Below are 19628 nucleotides of genomic sequence, written 5' to 3'. Positions count from 1 at the left end.
ATGGACCGCCTCAAATGCATGGAGGTGTTTGTGCAAGTGGTGCGCGCCGGTAGCCTGTCTGCCGGTGCGGCCGCCTGTGGGATGTCGGCCGTCACCGCCACGCGCCACGTGCAGGCGCTCGAAGCCCGGCTCGGCCTGCCGTTGCTGCGTCGGAGCGGGCGGCGTCAGGTGCCCACCGAACTCGGCGAGCGCTACTACACCGAGTGTGCAGAAGTGCTTGCGCGGGTCGAGACGGCTGACGCTTTGGGCGACGGGAGTCCTGCGGGTGCACTGCTCGCGTCGGCCATCTCGCGGCCTGTCGGTCAGATTCGTGTGAGTGCACCTACGACGGTCGGCTCGCATCTGCTCATGCCGATCTTCGCAGAGTACTTGCAGACGCATCCAGACGTGGCGCTCGACCTCGCGCTCAAGGACCGGGCCGTCGATCTGGAGGAAGAGGGCATCCACGCTGCGTTTCAGGCGGGCGGCAATCCCGAGCCGGGGCTGGTCGCGCACACGTTGCGCGGCGTGACGCGTGTGGCGTGCGCGTCGCCCGGCTATCTCGCGCGGCGCGGCGTGCCCCGTCAACCCGCCGATCTGGCCGGGCACGACTGCCTTGGCTTTCGTTACGACGAGGTGCTGGGGCGCTGGGAGTTTGCACCGGCGGGGGCGTCGGGCGACGCCCGTCTCATCGCACACAATCCGCTCGCGCAGCTTCAGGCGGCGGTGTATGGCATGGGCATCGCGCTGCTGCCCGAGTATCTGCTCGCGCCTGAGGTAGAGGCGGGGCGTCTGGTGCGAGTGCTCGAAGCGCAGGCGCAACTGAGCGAGCCGATGCATCTCGTGCATCTGGCCGGACGCTACGTGTCGTCCAAGCTCGACGACTTCGTGCGCTACATGGTCGCCAAGCTCGGGCCGGACGCCTGTCCGGTGGCTTCGTCGGTTTGATGGCGGTCTGATGACGCTCTGATGCCGGTTCGATCCGGCGGTCACAAACTTCGGCTAAGATGCTGCCATCGACGTCGTGGCCGATGCGATATCCAAGAGCGGGGCCTTCCGAGCCCGCCACCCCTTAGATCCGGCAATCATGCTATCTGGCAAAGCATTGCGACGCCTGTTCGCCTGCACCTTTGCGGGCACGGCACTTGTCTGGACGACGGCAGCGCTCGCGCAACCGCCCCAATACAAAAGCGAAGCAGAGTTGATGGGGGCGGCGATTGCGTCGCCCGAAGGCGTCGGTCAGGTGCTCGACCGGCTCGTGCAGAAGTGCGGGTTGTATAGCGAGACGACCAAGGCGCACGGGAATGCCGTGCTGCGTGCATGGCAGGCGCGGCATCGCGACTATCTCGCCGAGGGCCAGCGCGTGCGCGACGAACTGCGCGCCGTCTACACTGACCCCGAGGCGCGTCAGCGTTTCGACGATCTCCTGACCAACCAGTTTCCGAAGCTCGTCGAACGTCAGTTCGTCGTGTATTCGAACACCATCGACGATCAGCCGACGCAATCCGCCAAAGCCGACATGTGCGACGGCTATTTCAATGCGGTGGACGAACGTCAGTTCGACCTCAAGGTGAACGACCCGGCACTCGCGGCGTTTTTCGACAAACGGATGGCCGAGCGGACGACGGTGCGCGCCCCAGTGCCCACTGAGCCGACCGGAGGACCGACTGGACGCATCGATGCGGTGCGGGACGCGGCGGGCGTGCCCGCGTCCGGCGTGCTGTCTGCACCGCTTACTGCACCTCCTGCGACCCCTGCGACCCCTTCGACTCAGCCTCCGACGTCAGCGCCGGTCTCGACGCCGTCGGCCCCTGCCGAGTAGGCCTGTCAGGCGGCCGGTGCGATGTCTGCATCTGTGGGGCGCTCGCCCGTCAGCAAGTAACGCATCAGGTCCGCCACGGGACGAATGCGCTCGCCGAACGGCAGCGGATCACGGCCACGGAAGAAGAGGCCGCGCGCCACGTCGCCACGCACGGCCTGCGCGAGCTTGAGGTCGATACAGAACTGGCCGATGCGCGCAACGCCGTCACGTAAGCCGCACGCCTGCAAGCAATCGAATCCTTCCAGACACTGACGCACTTTCGCCTTCGCCTGCAAGGCCGTCTCGCGGGAGAGGTACTTCTTCAACCACGGTGTGAGCACAGCCCGCGCGGGCAATCCTGCGACGCTGGTGAACTCGGCAATGTCCTCAGGACGCGCACTCGCCAGCACTTGCTTGAAGTCGGGATGCGCGTCGGACTCTTCGGTCACGGCGAAGGCCGTCCCCAACTGAACGCCTGCGGCACCTTGCGCGAGCCAGTGCCGCACCTGTTCGTGACGATGGATGCCGCCCGCAACGATCAGCGGCACCTGCGTCCATTCGATGCCGAGCGTTGCGTAGATTTCGCGGCACTCCGTGAGTACGCGTTCGAACGAAAAGCGTGCGTCGCCCAGATCCTCGATACGCGACGCGCCGAGGTGGCCGCCCGCGTGCGCGGGGTGCTCGATGACGATGGCGTCCGGCAGTCGACCCTTCTTCATCCACTTGCGCAGCACGAGACTGACGCCACGCGAGTCCGACAGAATCGGGATCAGCGCGACGTGCGGATGCGCGGCCGTGAGTTCGGGCAGATCGAGCGGGAGACCGGCACCCATGACGATGGCGTCCGCACCGCTCTCGCACGCCTGACGCACGAGCGATGCATGTGCGCTCACCGCTTTCATGACGTTGACCGCCACGAGACCGTTGCCGTCGGCAATCGCTTTAGCTGCGCGAATTTCGCGGTCGAGCGCGATCAGGTTGACGGCTTCGATGGCGGCTTTGTCACGCGTGCCATCCACCTGAGCGAGCAGATCGGGGTGATGGTGGCGAAGGTCGATGCTCGCAATCGTCCCCATGCCGTTGTGCTTCGCCACCGTGCCCGCCAGCCGGTGCGCGGAGATGCCGATACCCATGCCGCCTTGCACCACCGGCACCAGTCGGCGGCCAGCCAGCGTCATCCATTGCTCGTTCATGTCAGATCCGTTCGTCGAAAAATGCTGGCGCACGAAGGCATGCGACGCAGCAGTTCCGGCAGTCTGGCATTCGCTTCGCGAACGGTTCTTGCGATGGGTCAAGCGCGGGCGCGCTCAGGCAGGGTCTTCGGTGCGGCATGGCGTCGCAGCGCGCGGCACCGTGCCGAGTGCAATGCCACCGACAATCAGGGCGAGCGCGATCCAGACGTCCAGCCCGAGCGACTCGCGCAGGATCAGTGCCGACGCCAGCGTGCCGACCACGGGCACGCCAAGCAGGCCGAGCGACGTCACGCCAGCAGGCAACTGGCGCGTGACCACACCCGCCAGCCAGTACGCGATGCCGCCGCCGACCACACCGCCGTACGTCAGCAATGCCGAGAAACCGGCCCAGCCGGTCACGCGCGGTGCGCCGTCGACGACGAATGCCAGCGAGCACAGCATGACGCTCGCCAGCATCAGTTGCCACGGGCTCAGTTCGAACGGGCCGTTGACCCATCGGTGCGCACGCATATGGACGATGGCGATTGCCCACACGAATGCGGACAGCAGCACGAGAGCATTGCCGAAGATGGCGTTGTGATCGTGCCAGTCGAACGCGATGGGGTTGAACATCACCAGCAAGCCGAGCAGGCCGCACGCCAGCCCGAGCAGGCGTCGCGGGGTGAGCGCTTCGCCCAGCCACAGGCGCGCGGCGGGCATCACCCAGAGTGGCGTGGTGTAGGCGAGCACGGCAGAGCGTCCGGCGCTGACGTATTGCAGGCTGAGCGCGACGAGCAGCGAGAACGCCGTCATGTGCAGCAGACCGACGCTCAGTATCACCGGCAAATCACCCCGACGCGGCAGCACGAGACGACGGCTCAGCGCGCAGATGACAAACAGCGTCGCCATGCCGATGGCTGAGCGAAGCGCAGTGCTCCACCACGGAGAGACGTGCGCGAGGAGCGCCTTGCTGACCGGCCAGTTCACACCCCAGGTCACGATGACGATAGCGAACAGCACCCCGGCGTGCGAGCGCACTGGCGAACGGTTCGAGGCGAGACGTTGCAGGCTGGCAGGCAGATTCACGTGCCCGGACTCCGTGAGGGATGGACGAGCGTTCTGCGGCCGGTGACCTGAACGAGATCGTCTCGTCATCCGGCAGGCAGAACGCGCTATCCCATCACGTTAAGGTAGGCGTGGAGGGTAGAGAAGCGCCAGCACCGAGGCATTCGTTGGTGCCACGGCGCTGAAATGCCTGGACGCTCAGGTCTTCGGCGGTCGGCCGCTTAGCTTCATGCCGAGGCCGCGCAGGAAGACGCGGATGCCGTCGCTCTTGCCCAGTTGCGGGCGATGACGGAAGACATCGTAGTCGACGGCTTCGATCATCTCGAGAATGCGAAGGCCGCCGTGCACCACGCAGCATAATTCCAGCCCGAAGCGACCCGGCACGCGGTTCGCCAGCGGCGCGCCACGCAACATCATCTTGCGGGCGGAGTCGACCTCAAAGCGCATCAGCGCGCGGAACTTGTCGTCGTACTTGTGCGCGCCGATGTCGGCGTCGGTCACGCCGAAGCGGGCCATGTCGTCCTGCGGCAGATACACGCGCGCCTTGCGCCAGTCGACTTCCACGTCCTGCCAGAAGTTGATCACTTGCAACGCTGTGCAGATGTCGTCGGAGCAGGCGATGTTTTCCGGCGTGTCGAGCTTGAACAGGCCGAGCATGATGCGCCCGACCGGATCGGCCGAACGGCGCGTGTAGTCGCGCAGGTCGGCAAACGTGGCGTAGCGCTTGGTCTCGATGTCCTGATCGAAGGCGGAGAGCAAGTCGGAGAACGGCTGTACCGAGAGCTGGTGCTCGGTGATCACCCGGGCGAGGGCGGCGAACAGCGGCATGTCGGGCGACGTCGGCTGACCGGCGGCGATCTTGTTGAGTTCGGCCTGATAGGCGGCAAGGCCTGCGTGGCGCTCGGCGTTGGTGGCGTCACCCTCGTCGGCGATGTCGTCGGCCGTCCGGGCGAAGTTGTAGATCACGCCTACCGGCGCGCGCATTTCGCGCGGCAGCAGGACACTGGCGACCGGGAAGTTCTCGTAATGCTCGATCTTGGCGTCGGAAGTCATCGGGTGATGCGTGTGAGGCGAGTGTGAAGCGAATGAGGGCCATGCCGCCTCGAAATTTGGTTTCGAGAGCCGAAACCCCGGGGCGGCGCGCAATGCCCCGAGATTCTATGTCATCGCTCCTCATCCTGTCGGGAAAGTCGTGCCAATCCCCGGTATACTTCACCCTTTGCCAGAATTCTCTGGGCTTTCTAGCAGTGTCACCCTGTTCCCCTGTACGACGAGGAGCCTCGTGAGCGTCGCCGAACCGATCGAAATTTCGCCTGAGCAAAGCAGTGCACGCGTGGCGTCGGGCAGCAGTTTTTATGCTGCCATGCGCATTTTGCCGCCCGCGCAACGCGAAGGCATGTTCGAGATCTACGCCTTTTGCCGTGCCGTGGACGATATCGCCGACGACGGCGACGACACGTCGGCGAACCGCATGGCGCGTCTGGCCGTGTGGCGGCGCGATCTGGCCGATCTTTACGACGGCCGTCCGACGCCTTCGCTGAGCAACCTTGCACGCGCCGTCAAGCAATTCGGCCTGAAGCACGAAGACTTCCTCGCCGTCATCGACGGCATGGAAATGGACGCCTGCGGTCCCATCGTCGCTCCCGATCTGCCTACGCTCGACCTCTATTGCGACCGTGTGGCGAGCGCCGTTGGCCGTCTGTCGGTCAAGGTGTTCGGCATGCCCGAGCAGGACGGCATCGATCTGTCGTATCACCTGGGCCGTGCGCTGCAGTTGACGAATATTCTGCGCGATATCGACGAAGATGCGGGCATTGGCCGCGTCTATCTGCCGCGCGAAACGCTGGCGGACGCCGGTATCGTCGGCGCGACGCCCGACATGGTCGCCGCCGCTCGTCTCGACAAGGCGTGTGCGCCGCTCGTGGCGCAGGCGCGTGAGCATTACGCCCGCGCCCGCACGATCATGGCGCGCCATCCGCGACGTGTCGTGGTGGCACCGGCCGTCATGGCGAAGGCGTACGGCGCGATTCTCGACAAACTCATTGCGCGCGGCTTCGCCGTGCCCCGCGAGCGCGTGCGTGTGCCGCGCTGGCGTCTCATTCTGATGCTCGTGCGGCAGATGGTTTTCTGATGGCGGGTACTGTTCACGTCATTGGTGCTGGCCTGGCTGGGCTGGCTGCCGCCGTCAGACTCGCCACGCGCGGCGTTGCCGTGGTGCTGCACGAAGCCGCACCGCAGGCCGGTGGACGTTGCCGTTCGTACTTCGATAAGCAACTGGGCGCCGTGATCGACAACGGCAACCATCTGGTGCTCTCGGGCAACACGACGATGCGCGAGTTCACGCGCACCATCGGCTCCGAGCACACGCTGACCGGCCCGGATCGCGCCGAGTTCGCGTTTGTCGATCTCGAAAGCGACGAACGCTGGACGGTGCGGCTCTCCGAAGGGCGTCTGCCGTGGTGGATCTTCGACAAAAGCGCCCGCGTGCCGGGTACGAAGTGGTCGGACTATCTGTCGCTCGCGCCGCTGCTGCGCGCGGGGCCGGAGGCCACCATGACCGACGCCATGAATTGCCCGCCGATGTTGTACAAGCGGCTGATTCATCCGCTGTTCCTCGCGGTGCTCAACGCCGATCCGGCGGAGGGCTCGGCGCAGATGGCCGGGGCGGTGCTGCGCGAAACGTTGGTGCCGGGCGGTAAGTCCTGCCATCCGCTGATTGCCACGGAAGGGCTGGACGTTTCGTTCGTGACGCCTGCGCTGGCGTATCTGGAAGCCAAGGGTGCGCGCGTGATGATGCAGCACCGTGTGCGCGAATTGCATTTCGCTGCGGACGGTAGCCGCGTCGAAGCCATCGATTTTGGCGACGGGCCTGAGCCGCTGGCCGCCGAAGATGTCGTGGTGCTGGCGGTGCCGCCGAACGTGGCGGCGTCGCTGGTGCCGTCGCTGACGACGCCGGACGAGTACCGTGCCATCGTCAATGCGCACTACCAGGTGCCGCCGCCGCCGGGTTGCCCGCCGATGATCGGCGTGGTGAACGGGGTGAGCGACTGGATTTTCGCGTTCGACGGCCGTCTCTCGGTCACGATCAGCGGGGCCGACCATCTGCTTGACGAGTCGCGCGAATCGCTCGCGCTTCGCATCTGGGAAGAGGTCGCCAAAGCTTGCAAGATTCCGTCCACGCCGATGCCGGTGTGGCAACTGGTGCGCGAGAAGCGCGCCACGTTTGCGGCGACGCCCGCGCAGGACAAGCGTCGCCCCGGTGCGAAGACGCGCTGGCGCAATCTGCTGCTGGCCGGTGACTGGACGGCGACCGGCCTGCCCGCGACCATCGAGGGCGCGCTGCGCAGCGGGAATCTGGCGGCCGATCTGCTGCACCGCGTCTGACCGGTTGCAACCGTCACTGCGGCATTAAATGTTTAACCGGCGCGTAACGCGCGCCGCTCTATCGCCTTTGAATAGGCAAGAACGCCATGGATACGATACGCGATGCTTCCGAAAAGGAAGCGCGACGCACGGCCACTGCCACGGCCGTGGACCTCAAACTGCACACCGAACTCGCTCAAAAGGTGAGTACGGCGATGGCGACGCAGACGCTTGAAACCGGTATCGACCGCTCGATTACGGCGCTGCTCGACCTGCAACAGGACGACGGTCACTGGCTGTTCGAACTGGAAGCCGACGCGACGATTCCGGCCGAGTACGTGCTGCTGCGTCACCATCTGGGCGAGAAGGTCGACGCCGATCTCGAAGCGAAGGTCGCCGCGTATCTGCGTCGCATTCAGGGCGAGCACGGCGGCTGGCCGCTGTTCCACAACGGCAAGTTCGACATGAGCGCGAGCGTGAAGGCGTATTTCGCGCTCAAGATGATCGGCGAGCCGATCGATGCGCCGCACATGGTGCGCGCGCGTGAAGCCATCATTTCGCGTGGCGGCGCGCAGAATTCGAACGTCTTCACGCGCATTTTGCTGGCGCTCTACGGCGTGGTCGAATGGAAGGCGGTGCCGATGATGCCCGTCGAAATCATGCTGCTGCCGCAGTGGTTCCCGTTCCATCTGTCGAAGGTCTCGTACTGGGCGCGCACGGTGATCGTGCCGTTGCTCGTGTTGCAGGCCAAGCGTCCGCTCGCGCGCAATCCGAAGGGCGTGACCATCGACGAACTGTTTATCGGCAGCCCTAAGGATGTTGGTCCACCCAAGCGCGCCCCGCATCAGAGCCGTTTCTGGTTCACGTTCTTCTCGGGTGTCGATCACGTGCTGCGCGCGCTCGATCCGTTCTTCCCGAAGAAGCTGCGCGCGAAGTCGGTCAAGCGCGCGGTCGAGTTCGTGGAAGAGCGTCTGAACGGTGAAGACGGCCTGGGCGCGATTTATCCGGCGATGGCCAACGCCGTCATGATGTACGACGTACTTGGTTACCCGGAAGATCATCCGAGCCGCGCGATCGCCCGCAGGTCGGTCGAGAAACTGGTGACGCCCGCCGATCACGAGACGTACGTGCAGCCGTGCCTGTCGCCGGTGTGGGACACCGCGCTGTCGGCCCATGCACTGCTGGAAACGGGTGACAAGCGTGCTATCGAACTGGCGGGTAAGGGGCTGGAATGGCTCATCCCGTTGCAGATTCTCGACGTGCGCGGCGACTGGATCTCGCGTCGTCCGAACGTGCGTCCGGGCGGCTGGGCCTTCCAGTTCGCGAACCCGCACTATCCGGATGTGGACGACACGGCCGTGGTCGCGATGGCGATGGATCGCTACGAGAAGCTTGCCGGTAAATTTGAAAACGACAAGGTGGACGGCGCCGACGCGAACACCCGTGCGATGCGGTACGCGATCGATCGCGGCACGGAGTGGGTCATCGGTATGCAGAGCAGCAACGGCGGCTGGGGCGCATTCGAGCCGGAGAACACGCATCTGTATCTGAACAACATTCCGTTCTCGGACCACGGCGCGCTGCTCGATCCGCCGACGGTGGACGTCTCCGCACGTTGCCTGTCGATGCTCGCGCAACTGCCGCAGTCGCCGGAGCGCCGTGCGTCGGCCGATCTGGCGCTGAAGTACATCCTCGACGATCAGGAAGCCGACGGTAGCTGGTACGGCCGCTGGGGCATGAATTTCGTGTACGGCACGTGGTCGGCGATGTGCGGTCTCGCGGCGGCGGGTATTCTGCCGGAACATCCGGCGATGGCCCGTGCTGCGCAGTGGCTCCTCTCGATCCAGAATGCCGACGGCGGCTGGGGCGAGGACGGCGACAGCTACAAGCTCGAATACAAGGGCTATGAAGCCGCGCCGAGTACGTCGTCGCAAACGGCCTGGGCGCTGCTCGGTCTGATGGCGGCGGGCAAGGCCGATCATCCGGCGGTCAAGCGCGGCATCGATTACCTGCTGAACACACAGAACGACGAAGGGCTGTGGGACGAAGACATCTACACGGCGACGGGCTTCCCGCGCGTGTTCTATCTCCGCTACCACGGCTATCGCAAGTTCTTCCCGCTGTGGGCGCTCGCGCGTTTCCGTAATCTGACGGTGCGTAACGACTGTCCGGTGCCTTGCGGGATGTAAGCACGTCACATCGACGCACATCGCCTGCTTCAGGTATCGTCGCCCCGGCATCGACCGTTTTCGCGTTGATCGTCGGGGCGATTCGTTTTGTTGTCATCCCCATTCCCATCCCCATCCCGTAAGGAAGTGCATGAGCCAGCCCATCATCGTCGTGACCGGTATGCCGTTCGAGGCCCGCATCGCCAAGGGTGAAGGCGTGCGTGTGGTCTGCGCGCAGAACGCCACGCTGGCGGCGGAGCTGGAGGCTGTCATCGCCACAGAAGGCGCGCGCGGGCTGGTGAGCTTCGGCACGGCGGGCGGGCTGATTCCCGGCGTGAAGCCGGGGCAGTGGATCATTGCGCACAAGGTGCTCGACATGCCACAGCAGGCCCGTGAGTCCGTCACGTCGATCCCGTGGGCCGATGCGTTACGTCGTGCGTTGCCCGCCGCACTGCGGGCCGATCTGGCCGGGCTGACGGCACCGGTGGTGACGGCGGAGGACAAGGCGGCGCTGTTTCGCGAGAGCGGGGCGGCGGCGGCCGACATGGAGTCGCATATCGTCGCGCGTGTAGCGCAGGCGCATGGGTTGCCGTTCGTCGTTGCGCGTGTGGTGATCGATCCTGCCGAACGCTCGTTGCCTCCTGCGGCGCTCGCCGGTATGCGGGCCGATGGCTCGGTTAATTTGCTTGGCGTGCTGGGATCGCTTGCGAAGAACCCGCTGCAATTGCCAGCGTTGCTTCGCGTTGGTAAGGATGCGGGGCTTGCGAAGGATGCGATGCGCCACGGACGCCAGATCATCGCGCTGCGACTTGGCGAAGGGTTCGGCGCGGTGGCGGCGGGGATTTGATGTTCTGTTGAATCGTCGATCTGGTGGACGTCGCGCTGACAGAGACGCCTGTCGTCGGCTTCAGCGATCATGACGACAGCCGCCCGCAGGAAAGCCTGTCAACGTTGACAGGTGCGTGAACGCGATGCGTTGCCTAAATTGCAGTTAGCTTCCCGTGTGGGAGGCGCGTCTGCAGGAGTCGAATATGGCATCCATCTCCAAGGTCGTCCCTCAAGAGCTGGCGGATATGAATAACGCCAGTATCTCGATTATGGGTGACGGGTTCTCGAAGGCTACGTCAGTCTATTTCCTGGACTCGACGTCGTCGACGAAAATCTTCGCGCGCACCTTCAATATCATCAACGACAAACAGATCAACACGGTACTTCCGTCTCTAACGCCCGGACGGTTACAAGTATTCGTCATCACCGGTGGCACTGAGGCCGAGGCGGGGCAGGGGAGCTTCTTGACGCCTGATGGGCCCGTTAACTACATCTACTACGTTCCGCGGAAGACGGCGTCCTGACTCGACAGGCGTTCGATACAAACGAGCGACTTAAGACTTCGGCATTAAAAAACCCCACAAGTGCAAGCATCTTGTGGGGTTTTGAATTTTGCGAAAGGCTGAAATCAAACGTCCGACGATTGCTGACCGCGCGCCTGCGCACGACCCTTCCACATCCCACCGCGACCGCGCCAGTGTTGCAGCGCCGAGTCGAACGTGAAGACGGTATAGAGCGCGGCCACGAGCGGCAGCATCGGACCGAAGCTCGACGGCTGACGGTAGAAACGCAGCATCGGCAGATACGAAATCGTCATCGCAATCCACGCGAAGAGCCCAAGCCACTGGCCGATGCCCGAACCGAAGATCGTCATGACCGGTGGCACGATGAACGTCAGCAGCAACGACACGATCGTGCCCGCCAGCAGCACCGGCGAGTACTGCAACTGCGCGTAAGCCGTGCGCGACACCATCTTGCGAATCTCGCCGAGGTTGTCGTACGGACGCACGCTCACGGCGCGCTCCGTCAGTCCCAGCCAGATCGGACCTTGCTTCTTGAGCATGCGTCCCATCGCGCAATCGTCGATGATCTCGTCGCGAATCGCTTCGATGCCGCCACCGGCTTCGAGCGACGGCCGATGGATCAGCATGCAGCCACCGGCCGCGGCCGCCATTTTCTTCTTCGGATCGTTGACCCAGGCGAACGGGTACAGCATCTGGAAGAACAGCACGAACGCCGGAATCAGCGTGCGCTCGAACCATGCCGTGCAACGCAGCTTTGCCATGAGCGAGACGAGCACGCGGTTGTCGCCCGTCGCACGCGTCACCAGACGGCGCACGTTGTCGGGCGAATGCGCGATGTCGGCGTCGGTGTGCAGCAGGTATTCGGGGCGGATGCCATCGTCGTTGGTCGCCGGATCGCTCGCGAATGCGACGCCCTGACGCACCGCCCACATCTTGCCAGTCCAGCCGCCGGGCAACGGTTGGCCCGAGAGGACATCCACGCGACGCGTCAGGCCGTCGGCGGCGGCGCGGGCCGCAGCTTCGCGCGCGAGGTCCGCTGTGCCATCGCTGCTCTGGTCGTCGACGACGACGATGCGCAGGCGTCCCGCGTAGTCCTGACGGCAAAGCGACTCGACCACCTGACCGATCGATTCGGCCTCGTTGCGCGCCGGAATGACGACGGCAACGGCAGGCCACACGGCGGGGGCGGGTAGACGGTCTTCGTTCAGATCGTCGCGCTCACGCGCACGCCAGAAATCGCCTTGCGAGATCAGCAGGTAGATCCAGATGGCCAGCGACAACGCGGCGATCCAGGCCAAAACAGTCATGAGAGATATCCGGCAGAACCAAACCAGGCGAGCGCGTCGCGCAGGCCTTCGGGATAGGCGCGGGCCGTGTAGCCCAGCTCGCGTTTGGCCTTCTCGGAGGAGAAGAACATGTGATAACGCGACATCTTCAGGCCGTCGACCGTCACGAACGGCTCTTTGCCAGTGAATCGCGCCACGCCTTGCGCTGCCATCGCAAGCGGATACAGCGGCCAGCGCGGCAAGGCGATCTTCGGCGCTTTGCGTCCGACCATGCCAGCGATGCTGGCGAGCATGTCGCGCAGCAGCACGTCGTCGCCACCGAGGATGTAGCGCTCGCCGATACGCCCACGTTCAAGCGCCAGCAAATGGCCTTCGGCGCAGTCGTCGACGTGCACGAGATTGAGCCCGGTATCGACGAACGCGGGAATCTTGCCTTGCGCGGCTTCGACGATGATGCGCCCGGTGGGCGTGGGCTTGATGTCGCGCGGCCCGATGGGCGTAGACGGATTGACGATCACGGCGGGCAGGCCGTCGTTCGCAATCATGCGCTCGACCAGACGTTCGGCCGCGACCTTGCTGCGCTTGTACACGCCGATGGTCGTGGCTTCTTCGTTCGGGGAGGTTTCGTCGACAGGGCCAGTGGCGTCATGCACACGCAGTGTCGCAACGCTGCTGGTGTACACCACACGTTCGACGCCTGCACGCAGCGCGGCTTCCATCACCGTGCGCGTGCCGTCGATATTGGCCCGCATGATGTCGTTGGGATCTTTCGCCCAGAGGCGGTAGTCGGCGGCCACGTGGAGCAGGGCGTCCACGCCGGTCAGCGCGCGCTGCATCGATGCCGCGTCGCGCATATCGCCTTCCACGACCTCGACAGGCAGGTCGGCGAGGTTCGCCCGGGGGCTGGTGCCACGCACCAGCAGGCGAACCTCATGACCGCGCGCGAGCGCCGTACGTGCTACCGCAGAACCGACGAACCCGGAGGCGCCGGTGACCAGCACTCGCGACGGCATTTACGCCTTGGCCCGGCGCAGTTCGTCGAGCTTGATCTCGACGTGCTTCGAGAACACGAACTCAGCCGGACGCTGCTTGGCGAACGAGATGTCGTCCGCCATCTTGCCTTCCGTACGCACGCCCTTGAGCGCCACGCCCAGAGCACGCAGCGGGTGCGAGATGGTTTCGTTCACGGCCGTGGCTTCGAAGCCGCTGTGCACCATGCAGTCGGCGCACTTCTCGTAGTTGCCCACACCGTACTTGTCCCAGTCGGTGGTGTCCATCAGTTCCGTGTACGTCTTGGCATAGCCTTCGCCGAGCAGGTAGCACGGACGCTGCCAGCCGAACACCGTACGCGTCGGGTTGCCCCAAGGCGTGCAGTGGTACGAACGGTTACCGGCGAGGAAGTCCAGGAACAGGCTCGACTGGCTGAACGTCCAGTTCTTGCCGCCGTTGCCGCGCTTGAGAATGTCGCGGAACAGTTGCTTGGTCTTCGAACGGTTCAGGAAGTGCTGCTGGTCCGGAGCGCGCTCGTAAGCGTAGCCCGGCGACACGGTGATGCCGTCGAGGCCCAGGTCCTTCGTCGAATCGAAGAACTTGGCGACCTTTTCCGGATCGGCGTTGTTGAACAGCGTGCAGTTGATGTTCACACGGAAGCCACGCGACTTCGCCAGCTTGATGGCGGACACGGCGCGGTCGTACACACCTTCTTGCGACACTGCGGCGTCGTGCATTTCACGGTCGCCGTCGAGGTGGATCGACCACACGAAGAACGGGCTCGGCTCGTAGTCGTCGATCTTCTTTTCGAGCAGCAGGGCGTTCGTGCACAGATACACAAACTTCTTGCGCGCGATGATGCCCTTGACGATCTCCGGCATCTCTTTGTGCAGCAGCGGCTCGCCGCCAGCGATCGAGACGACCGGTGCGCCGCATTCGTCCACGGCGTCGAGCGAGTCCTTGAGCGAGACGCGCTGGTTCAGGATGGGATCCGGATAGTCGATCTTGCCGCAGCCCGAGCAGGCCAGGTTGCAGCGGAAGAGCGGTTCGAGCATCAGCACCAGCGGGTAGCGTTTGGTGCCCTTGAAGCGTTGCTTCATCAGATAGGCGCCAACATACGCCTGTTGAAGGAAGGGGATGGCCAAGTTCGGCTCCTGTTCGTATAGCGTTAGCCAGCGACCGCGTGGCGTGCGGCGACCGGCTCGTCTTTGGTCAATTCCGACGGCAAGCGGAACTGGATGGTTTCCTCGATGCCGTCCATGAGAGTCACTTCGACCGTGTCGATGCGACGCAGCGCATCGATCACGTCTTCGACCATGCGCTCGGGCGCGGACGCCCCTGCGGTAATGCCGATGCGGGCTTTGCCACGCACCCATTCCGGATTTACCTCGGAGCCGTCGGCCACGAGATAGCTCGGCAGCCCCATTTCGGAGCCGATTTCGCGCAGGCGGTTCGAGTTCGAGCTATTCGTCGCCCCGACCACGAGCAGTACGTCCACACGCTCGCACAGCTCGCGCACGGCGGTCTGGCGATTCTGCGTGGCGTAGCAGATGTCTTTGGTGTTCGGGCCGACGATATTGGTAAAGCGACGTTGCAGCGCAGCAATGATACCGCGAGTCTCGTCGACCGACAGCGTGGTCTGCGTGACGTACGAGACCGGCGTGTCGATGGCGAGCGGCAGTGCGTCGACATCGGCCTCGGTCTGCACGAGGTGAACCGGACCGTCGATCTGGCCCATCGTCCCTTCGACTTCCGGGTGCCCGGCGTGACCGATCAGAATGACTTCACGGCCGGCAGACACGTAGTTCTTGCCTTGAATGTGCACCTTGGTGACGAGCGGGCAGGTGGCATTGAGCACCTTCAGACCGCGAATCTCCGCTTCCTGCTCGACGACGCGTGCGACGCCATGAGCGCTGAAAATGGTGACAGCGCCCGCAGGGGCTTCGGACAACTCGGCGATAAAGCGCGCACCCTTCGCCTTGAGCGAATCGACTACGTGTTTGTTATGGACGATCTCATGACGAACGTAGACCGGCGCGCCGTATTTTTCCAGCGCACGTTCTACGATCTCGATGGCACGTATGACACCCGCACAAAACCCGCGGGGTTGGGCAAGTAAGACTTGCATTCAGCTCTCCGGCTCAGGTCGGCCGGGATGGCGGTTTCTATCGGGCTTCCATGCACCTCGAAGCAAGGCGCGATGGAGCGTACAAGGCCAGTTTCGATGGCAATTCGTACACACCCGTGGGGGGACCGCCGTCCGGTCGTTTGACAAGCAGCGATTGTAACCGTGGCTGCCAAATATTGCTGACGACCCCCGGTAGGAGAGCGCCCGCAAGTGTTGCATAAATGTTGACGAATCGGCGCCGATCTGGGTGAGTTCTGCGCCGATCCTGCTGCCATTCCCCGCAAATCTCGGCGAACGGTCATTCAATCTGCCTGGCTGGAAGCGAATGGCTTCTCTAAGTCTTTGATTTTATTTGCCGAAACGCTCGTTCTTCTCGCGCAGGTAGGCGATCAGGCTGTCGATGCCCCCCTGAGCGATGCGCGCCTTGAACTGCGGCTGATACAACTGGATGAGCCAGGCGTTGGCCACGTTCTCGCCCATCATGTTGATGTCGTAGATCTTCCAGCCCTTGTCGGTCTTGGTGAGACGGTAAGCGACAGACAGGTTGTCGCCGGTGCCGCTGACAGTCGCACCGACCACCACGTCGCTGCTGTTTGCGGTGAGCTTCGCCGGATCGAACTTGAACGTCAGGTCGTTGCCGCGCACTTGCGAGAGTTGCAGCGCAAAGGTGTTCACGAGCAGTTGCTGGAACTGTTCGAAGACCTGCTGTTGCTGGGTGGGCGTCGCGGCGTCGAAGGCTTTGGGGCCGACGGCAAAGCGCGTGGTGCGTTGGAAGTCGGCATACGGGAGGAAGTCGCGGGCGACGACGCGCGCCGTGGCGGTCACATCACCGGTCTTGGCCGCCGGATCGGCCTTCACGCCCTTGACGACCGTCTCGACGGCCGTCTTCACCATGTCGTTCGGGTTGGCGCTTGCCTGCGCCCAGGCACTGGATACGGTCGCTACGCTGCCGATACCGCTCAATGCGACGGCAGCCACCGTCATCAGGAATTTATTCATGCCAGCTTGTCTGAATAGGTTGGATTCGGGGGTAGGCCGTAGTGTAGTGCACGTGACGCACACCCGGCCCCTGTATACTGCTGCGATTTTGTAAATTCACTGTTCACTGCGCATTCTCTGGCTGATCGACGGACTTTCTCCGCGATTGGTTCCTGATTCCCGCCAATGTTTAACCTTTCGTTACGTATTGGGTGGTGGCAGACAATGCGTCGGACGTCACAGTGAGACTTCCACTTTCTTCCGGAACCGCTTCATGCTGACTTCGCTCGTCGTGCGCATCGTCCGTTTTTCGGCGAAGCACGCGTACCCGGTCATCTTCGCTTCGCTGCTGCTCGTGGTGGCCAGTTGCGTGTACGTCGCCAAGCATTTCGCGATCAACACCGACGTCTCCAGCCTGATCGATCTGAATACCCCGGCCGCCGAACGCGGTCGTGAAATCGACCGTGCGTTCCCGCAGAAGACCGACCTGACGCTGGCCGTCGTACAAGCACCCGCCGCCGAGTTCGCCGACAAGGCTGCGGCCGAGCTGGCGGCCAAGCTGGAAAGCGAGACGGACGTGTTTCGCGCGGTGAGCCGTCCCGGCGCGGGCGATTTCTTCGCGCACAACGCGTTGTTGTTCGCGTCGACGGACGACGTCAAATCGCTTACCGGCAAGCTCGAAGACGCCAAACCGTTGCTCAACCGTCTCGCGCAGGATCCGAGCCTCGCCGGTCTGTCGAACCTGCTGTCCGTGACGTTGCAGACGCCGTTGCTAACCGGTCAGGTGAAGCTCTCCGATATGTCGCGCCTGCTGGGCAACGCAGCGGACGCCTCGGAAGCCGTGCTCGCCAGTCGTCCGGCCGCGATGTCGTGGCGCGCGTTGGTCGCGCCCGATACCGTCGCGCGCAGCTACGTGCAGGTGCAGCCGGTGCTGGATTACGGCGCGCTCGAAGCGGGCGCCAACGCGGCCACGCGTATTCGTGACGCCGTCGCCGACCTGAAGCTTGCCGAGCGCTACGGCGCGACGGTGCGCCTCACCGGTCCGCGTCCGCTGTCGGACGAAGAGTTCGCATCGGTGCGTCAGGACGCCGGGCCGAACGCCGTCATCACGTTGCTCGCGGTGCTCGTGGTGCTGTGGCTGGCGGTGCGCTCGGGCAAGATGATTCTCGCGGTCTTCATCACTTTGCTCGCAGGGCTTGCCGTCACGTTCGCGCTCGGTCTGATGATGGTCGGCGCGCTCAACATGATTTCCGTGGCGTTCGCCGTGCTGTTCGTCGGTATCGGCGTGGACTTCGGCATTCAGTTTGGCGTGCGCTATCGCGAAGAGCGCCATCGTCTGGAACACGACGAAGGCAAATCGGGCGATGAAGTGTTGCGCGGCGCATTGAGTGGCGCAGGCAAGCAGATTGCGATGCCGCTCACGCTGGCCGCAGCGGCCACGGCGGCCAGCTTCTTCTCGTTCTTGCCGACCGACTATCGCGGCGTATCCGAACTGGGGTTGATCGCGGGCGTCGGCATTCTGTGCGTGGCGTTCCCGTCGGCGATTACGTTGCTCCCGGCCCTCATCAGCGTGTTCAAGCCGAAGGGTGAGCCGAGTCCGCCCGGGTTCCGCAGCCTCGGGCCGGTCGACGATTTCACCGAGAAGCACCGCAAGCCGTTGCTTTACGGCACGCTTGCGCTGGTCATTGCCGGGCTGCCGTTGCTCGCGCATCTGCACTTCGATTTCAATCCGCTGCACCTGAAGGACCCGCATACGGAGTCGATGGCGACGCTCATCGATCTGTCGAATTCGCCGGAAGCGGGTGTCAACGATGTGCAGTTGCTCGCGCCGAATCTCGCAGATGCCGACGCCGAAGCCGCGAAGCTGCGTGCCGTGCCGGAGATCGGCCGCGTGGTGACGCTCACCACGTTCCTACCGTCCGACCAGCCCGCCAAGCTGGCGATGATCGGCACGGCGGCGAAGTCGCTGCTGCCGGTGCTCACGCAAACGCCGCTGGCCGCTGTGCCGGATGCGACACGCATCTCGGCGCTCAAGACGGCCGCAGGCCAGTTGGAAGACGCCGCACTCGATTACCCGGGTGAGGGCGCGAAGGAAGCGCAGCGTCTGGCTGCGGCGATGCGCAAGCTCGCAGCGGCCGATCCGGCCACGCGTGACCGTGCAGACCGTGCGATTGCCGACCCGCTCAAGCTGGCACTCGGCCAACTGCGCGACGCCTTGCAGCCGCATTCGGTGACGCGTGAATCGTTGCCGAAGGACATCGCGTCGCAGTGGGTGGCCGCTGACGGACGCGCGCTCGTCAACATCTCGCCACGCGTGGAGAAGGGTGCGGACCCGAGCGACGACGTGATGCTGCGCAAATTCACCGAGGCCGTGCTGCGCACGACGCCGGACGCCGTCGGCGGTCCGATTTCGATTCTGCGCTCGGCCAACACGATCATTCGCGCGTTCATCGAGGCGGGCGCGTGGGCCTTGCTGTCGATCACGATTCTGCTTTGGCTGGCGCTGCGCAACTTCGGCGACGTGCTGCGCACGCTGGTCCCGTTGTTGGTCTCGGCGGCCGTCACGCTTGAGGTGACGGTGCTGATCGGTTTGCCGCTGAACTTCGCGAACATCATCGCGCTGCCGTTGCTGCTGGGTGTCGGGGTCGCGTTCAAGATCTACTACGTGATCGCATGGCGTCACGGGCAGTACCGCTTGCTGGCGTCCGGTCTCACGCAGGCGATCGTGCTGTCTGCGGCAACCACGGGCATTGCGTTCGGCAGTCTCTGGCTGTCGCATCACCCGGGCACGTCGAGCATGGGCAAGCTGCTGGCGCTGTCGCTGGTGTGTACGCTCATCGGTGCGGTGTTCTTCCAGCCGGTGCTGATGGGTAAGCCGCGCGAGAAGGTTGTACCGCCGAAGTCGTAACGACTGAAGGGCGGGGGGCCGTCATGACATCGGGCGCATCGTTGATGCGCCCGATGTCATTGTGCGTTCGAATATTCGGATGCGCTTTGCACGCGATGATGGAAACAATTAAGTTGTATTTAAACTTCAAATATAAAAAATATTGAAATTACTACGTTGTTTTAAATTGACTTATTTTGTTGTTTGTTCGCTTTTGTTGGATTAATAATCGCCCCTAAAACGTGCAGTTCACTTGTGAGACGGTGAGCCGAAAAGGGGGGCGAATGCGATTCAGTCGTGCAGCGCATGACATACAGCGTGGCGCCTTGCTTCGTAGTCCTGCAAGTGCGATTGCCATCTCACACTGCATCGCATTGGCCGTTGCGAGTCAGGACGGTCACGCGCAATCCGCCCTGTGCGGCGTGGTCCCAACGGGTCAGTACACGTCCGGCTATTTCT

At 63.9% G+C, this 19628-nt stretch carries 16 protein-coding genes; 8 read left to right on the top strand and 8 right to left on the bottom strand.

Annotation, left to right across the window (positions count from 1 at the left end; translation table 11 throughout):
- Both ACIQWO_RS18170 and ACIQWO_RS18165 read left to right on the top strand, forming a co-directional pair.
- Nucleotides 1–927 (top strand): LysR family transcriptional regulator, encoded by a 927-nt coding sequence (locus ACIQWO_RS18170; RefSeq protein WP_402827002.1) that lies wholly within the window; start codon nucleotides 1–3, stop codon nucleotides 925–927.
- Nucleotides 928–1066: 139 nt separating this feature from the next.
- On the top strand, nucleotides 1067–1801 hold the full coding sequence (locus ACIQWO_RS18165; protein ID WP_402826999.1) for a hypothetical protein: 735 nt from the start codon (nucleotides 1067–1069) through the stop codon (nucleotides 1799–1801).
- A gap of 5 nt (nucleotides 1802–1806) precedes the next feature.
- Here ACIQWO_RS18165 and ACIQWO_RS18160 read toward each other — a convergent pair whose 3' ends face one another.
- The 3 genes from ACIQWO_RS18160 to hpnC form a co-directional block, all read right to left on the bottom strand.
- Nucleotides 1807–2973 (bottom strand): NAD(P)H-dependent flavin oxidoreductase, encoded by a 1167-nt coding sequence (locus ACIQWO_RS18160; RefSeq protein WP_402826996.1) that lies wholly within the window; start codon nucleotides 2971–2973, stop codon nucleotides 1807–1809.
- Nucleotides 2974–3087: 114 nt separating this feature from the next.
- The gene (locus tag ACIQWO_RS18155) at nucleotides 3088–4038 is read right to left on the bottom strand and encodes a DMT family transporter (RefSeq protein ID WP_402826993.1); all 951 of its coding nucleotides are present in this window, start codon (nucleotides 4036–4038) and stop codon (nucleotides 3088–3090) included.
- A 177-nt stretch (nucleotides 4039–4215) separates the two neighbouring features.
- A complete protein-coding gene (gene hpnC / locus ACIQWO_RS18150; RefSeq protein ID WP_402826990.1) occupies nucleotides 4216–5070 on the bottom strand; it encodes a squalene synthase HpnC in 855 nt (284 codons plus the stop codon).
- A gap of 229 nt (nucleotides 5071–5299) precedes the next feature.
- On the opposite strand from hpnC, the gene hpnD reads away from it, so the two are divergent.
- From hpnD to ACIQWO_RS18125, 5 genes are all read left to right on the top strand, one after another.
- A complete protein-coding gene (gene hpnD, locus ACIQWO_RS18145) occupies nucleotides 5300–6148 on the top strand; it encodes a presqualene diphosphate synthase HpnD (RefSeq protein WP_402826987.1) in 849 nt (282 codons plus the stop codon).
- On the top strand, nucleotides 6148–7401 hold the full coding sequence (gene hpnE, locus ACIQWO_RS18140) for a hydroxysqualene dehydroxylase HpnE (RefSeq protein WP_402826984.1): 1254 nt from the start codon (nucleotides 6148–6150) through the stop codon (nucleotides 7399–7401). The genes hpnD and hpnE overlap by 1 nt, the downstream gene beginning before the upstream one ends.
- A 194-nt stretch (nucleotides 7402–7595) precedes the next feature.
- Entirely contained in the window at nucleotides 7596–9569 is a 1974-nt protein-coding gene (shc, locus tag ACIQWO_RS18135; protein ID WP_402828212.1) for a squalene--hopene cyclase, read from the top strand.
- Between the two features lie 130 nt (nucleotides 9570–9699).
- Nucleotides 9700–10395 carry a phosphorylase gene (locus ACIQWO_RS18130; protein ID WP_402826981.1) on the top strand — a complete coding sequence of 232 codons (696 nt, stop codon included), beginning with the start codon at nucleotides 9700–9702 and terminating at the stop codon, nucleotides 10393–10395.
- A gap of 184 nt (nucleotides 10396–10579) precedes the next feature.
- On the top strand, nucleotides 10580–10900 hold the full coding sequence (locus ACIQWO_RS18125; RefSeq protein ID WP_402826978.1) for an IPT/TIG domain-containing protein: 321 nt from the start codon (nucleotides 10580–10582) through the stop codon (nucleotides 10898–10900).
- Between the two features lie 104 nt (nucleotides 10901–11004).
- On the opposite strand, the gene ACIQWO_RS18120 is transcribed toward ACIQWO_RS18125, so the two are convergent.
- The 5 genes from ACIQWO_RS18120 to ACIQWO_RS18100 form a co-directional block, all read right to left on the bottom strand.
- A complete protein-coding gene (locus tag ACIQWO_RS18120) occupies nucleotides 11005–12207 on the bottom strand; it encodes a glycosyltransferase (RefSeq protein WP_402826975.1) in 1203 nt (400 codons plus the stop codon).
- The gene (gene hpnA, locus ACIQWO_RS18115; RefSeq protein ID WP_150665730.1) at nucleotides 12204–13199 is read right to left on the bottom strand and encodes a hopanoid-associated sugar epimerase; all 996 of its coding nucleotides are present in this window, start codon (nucleotides 13197–13199) and stop codon (nucleotides 12204–12206) included. The genes ACIQWO_RS18120 and hpnA overlap by 4 nt, the downstream gene beginning before the upstream one ends.
- Nucleotides 13200–14321 (bottom strand): adenosyl-hopene transferase HpnH, encoded by a 1122-nt coding sequence (hpnH, locus tag ACIQWO_RS18110; protein ID WP_402826971.1) that lies wholly within the window; start codon nucleotides 14319–14321, stop codon nucleotides 13200–13202.
- A gap of 23 nt (nucleotides 14322–14344) precedes the next feature.
- Nucleotides 14345–15304, bottom strand: a complete 960-nt coding sequence (ispH, locus tag ACIQWO_RS18105) for a 4-hydroxy-3-methylbut-2-enyl diphosphate reductase (protein WP_150665728.1) — start codon at nucleotides 15302–15304, stop codon at nucleotides 14345–14347.
- Nucleotides 15305–15652: 348 nt separating this feature from the next.
- Nucleotides 15653–16303, bottom strand: a complete 651-nt coding sequence (locus ACIQWO_RS18100; protein WP_402826969.1) for a phospholipid-binding protein MlaC — start codon at nucleotides 16301–16303, stop codon at nucleotides 15653–15655.
- Between the two features lie 253 nt (nucleotides 16304–16556).
- Here ACIQWO_RS18100 and ACIQWO_RS18095 point away from each other — a divergent pair, with 253 nt between their 5' ends.
- Nucleotides 16557–19190, top strand: coding sequence for an MMPL family transporter (locus tag ACIQWO_RS18095; protein ID WP_402826966.1), 2634 nt, complete (start codon nucleotides 16557–16559; stop codon nucleotides 19188–19190).
- Nucleotides 19191–19628 lie beyond the last annotated feature (438 nt).

This window comes from Pandoraea sp. NPDC090278, from assembly GCF_044772185.1.
Classification (GTDB): domain Bacteria; phylum Pseudomonadota; class Gammaproteobacteria; order Burkholderiales; family Burkholderiaceae; genus Pandoraea.
The sequence above is the reverse complement of the archived record's forward strand: the minus strand, read 5'-3'. Positions and strand labels throughout refer to the sequence as shown.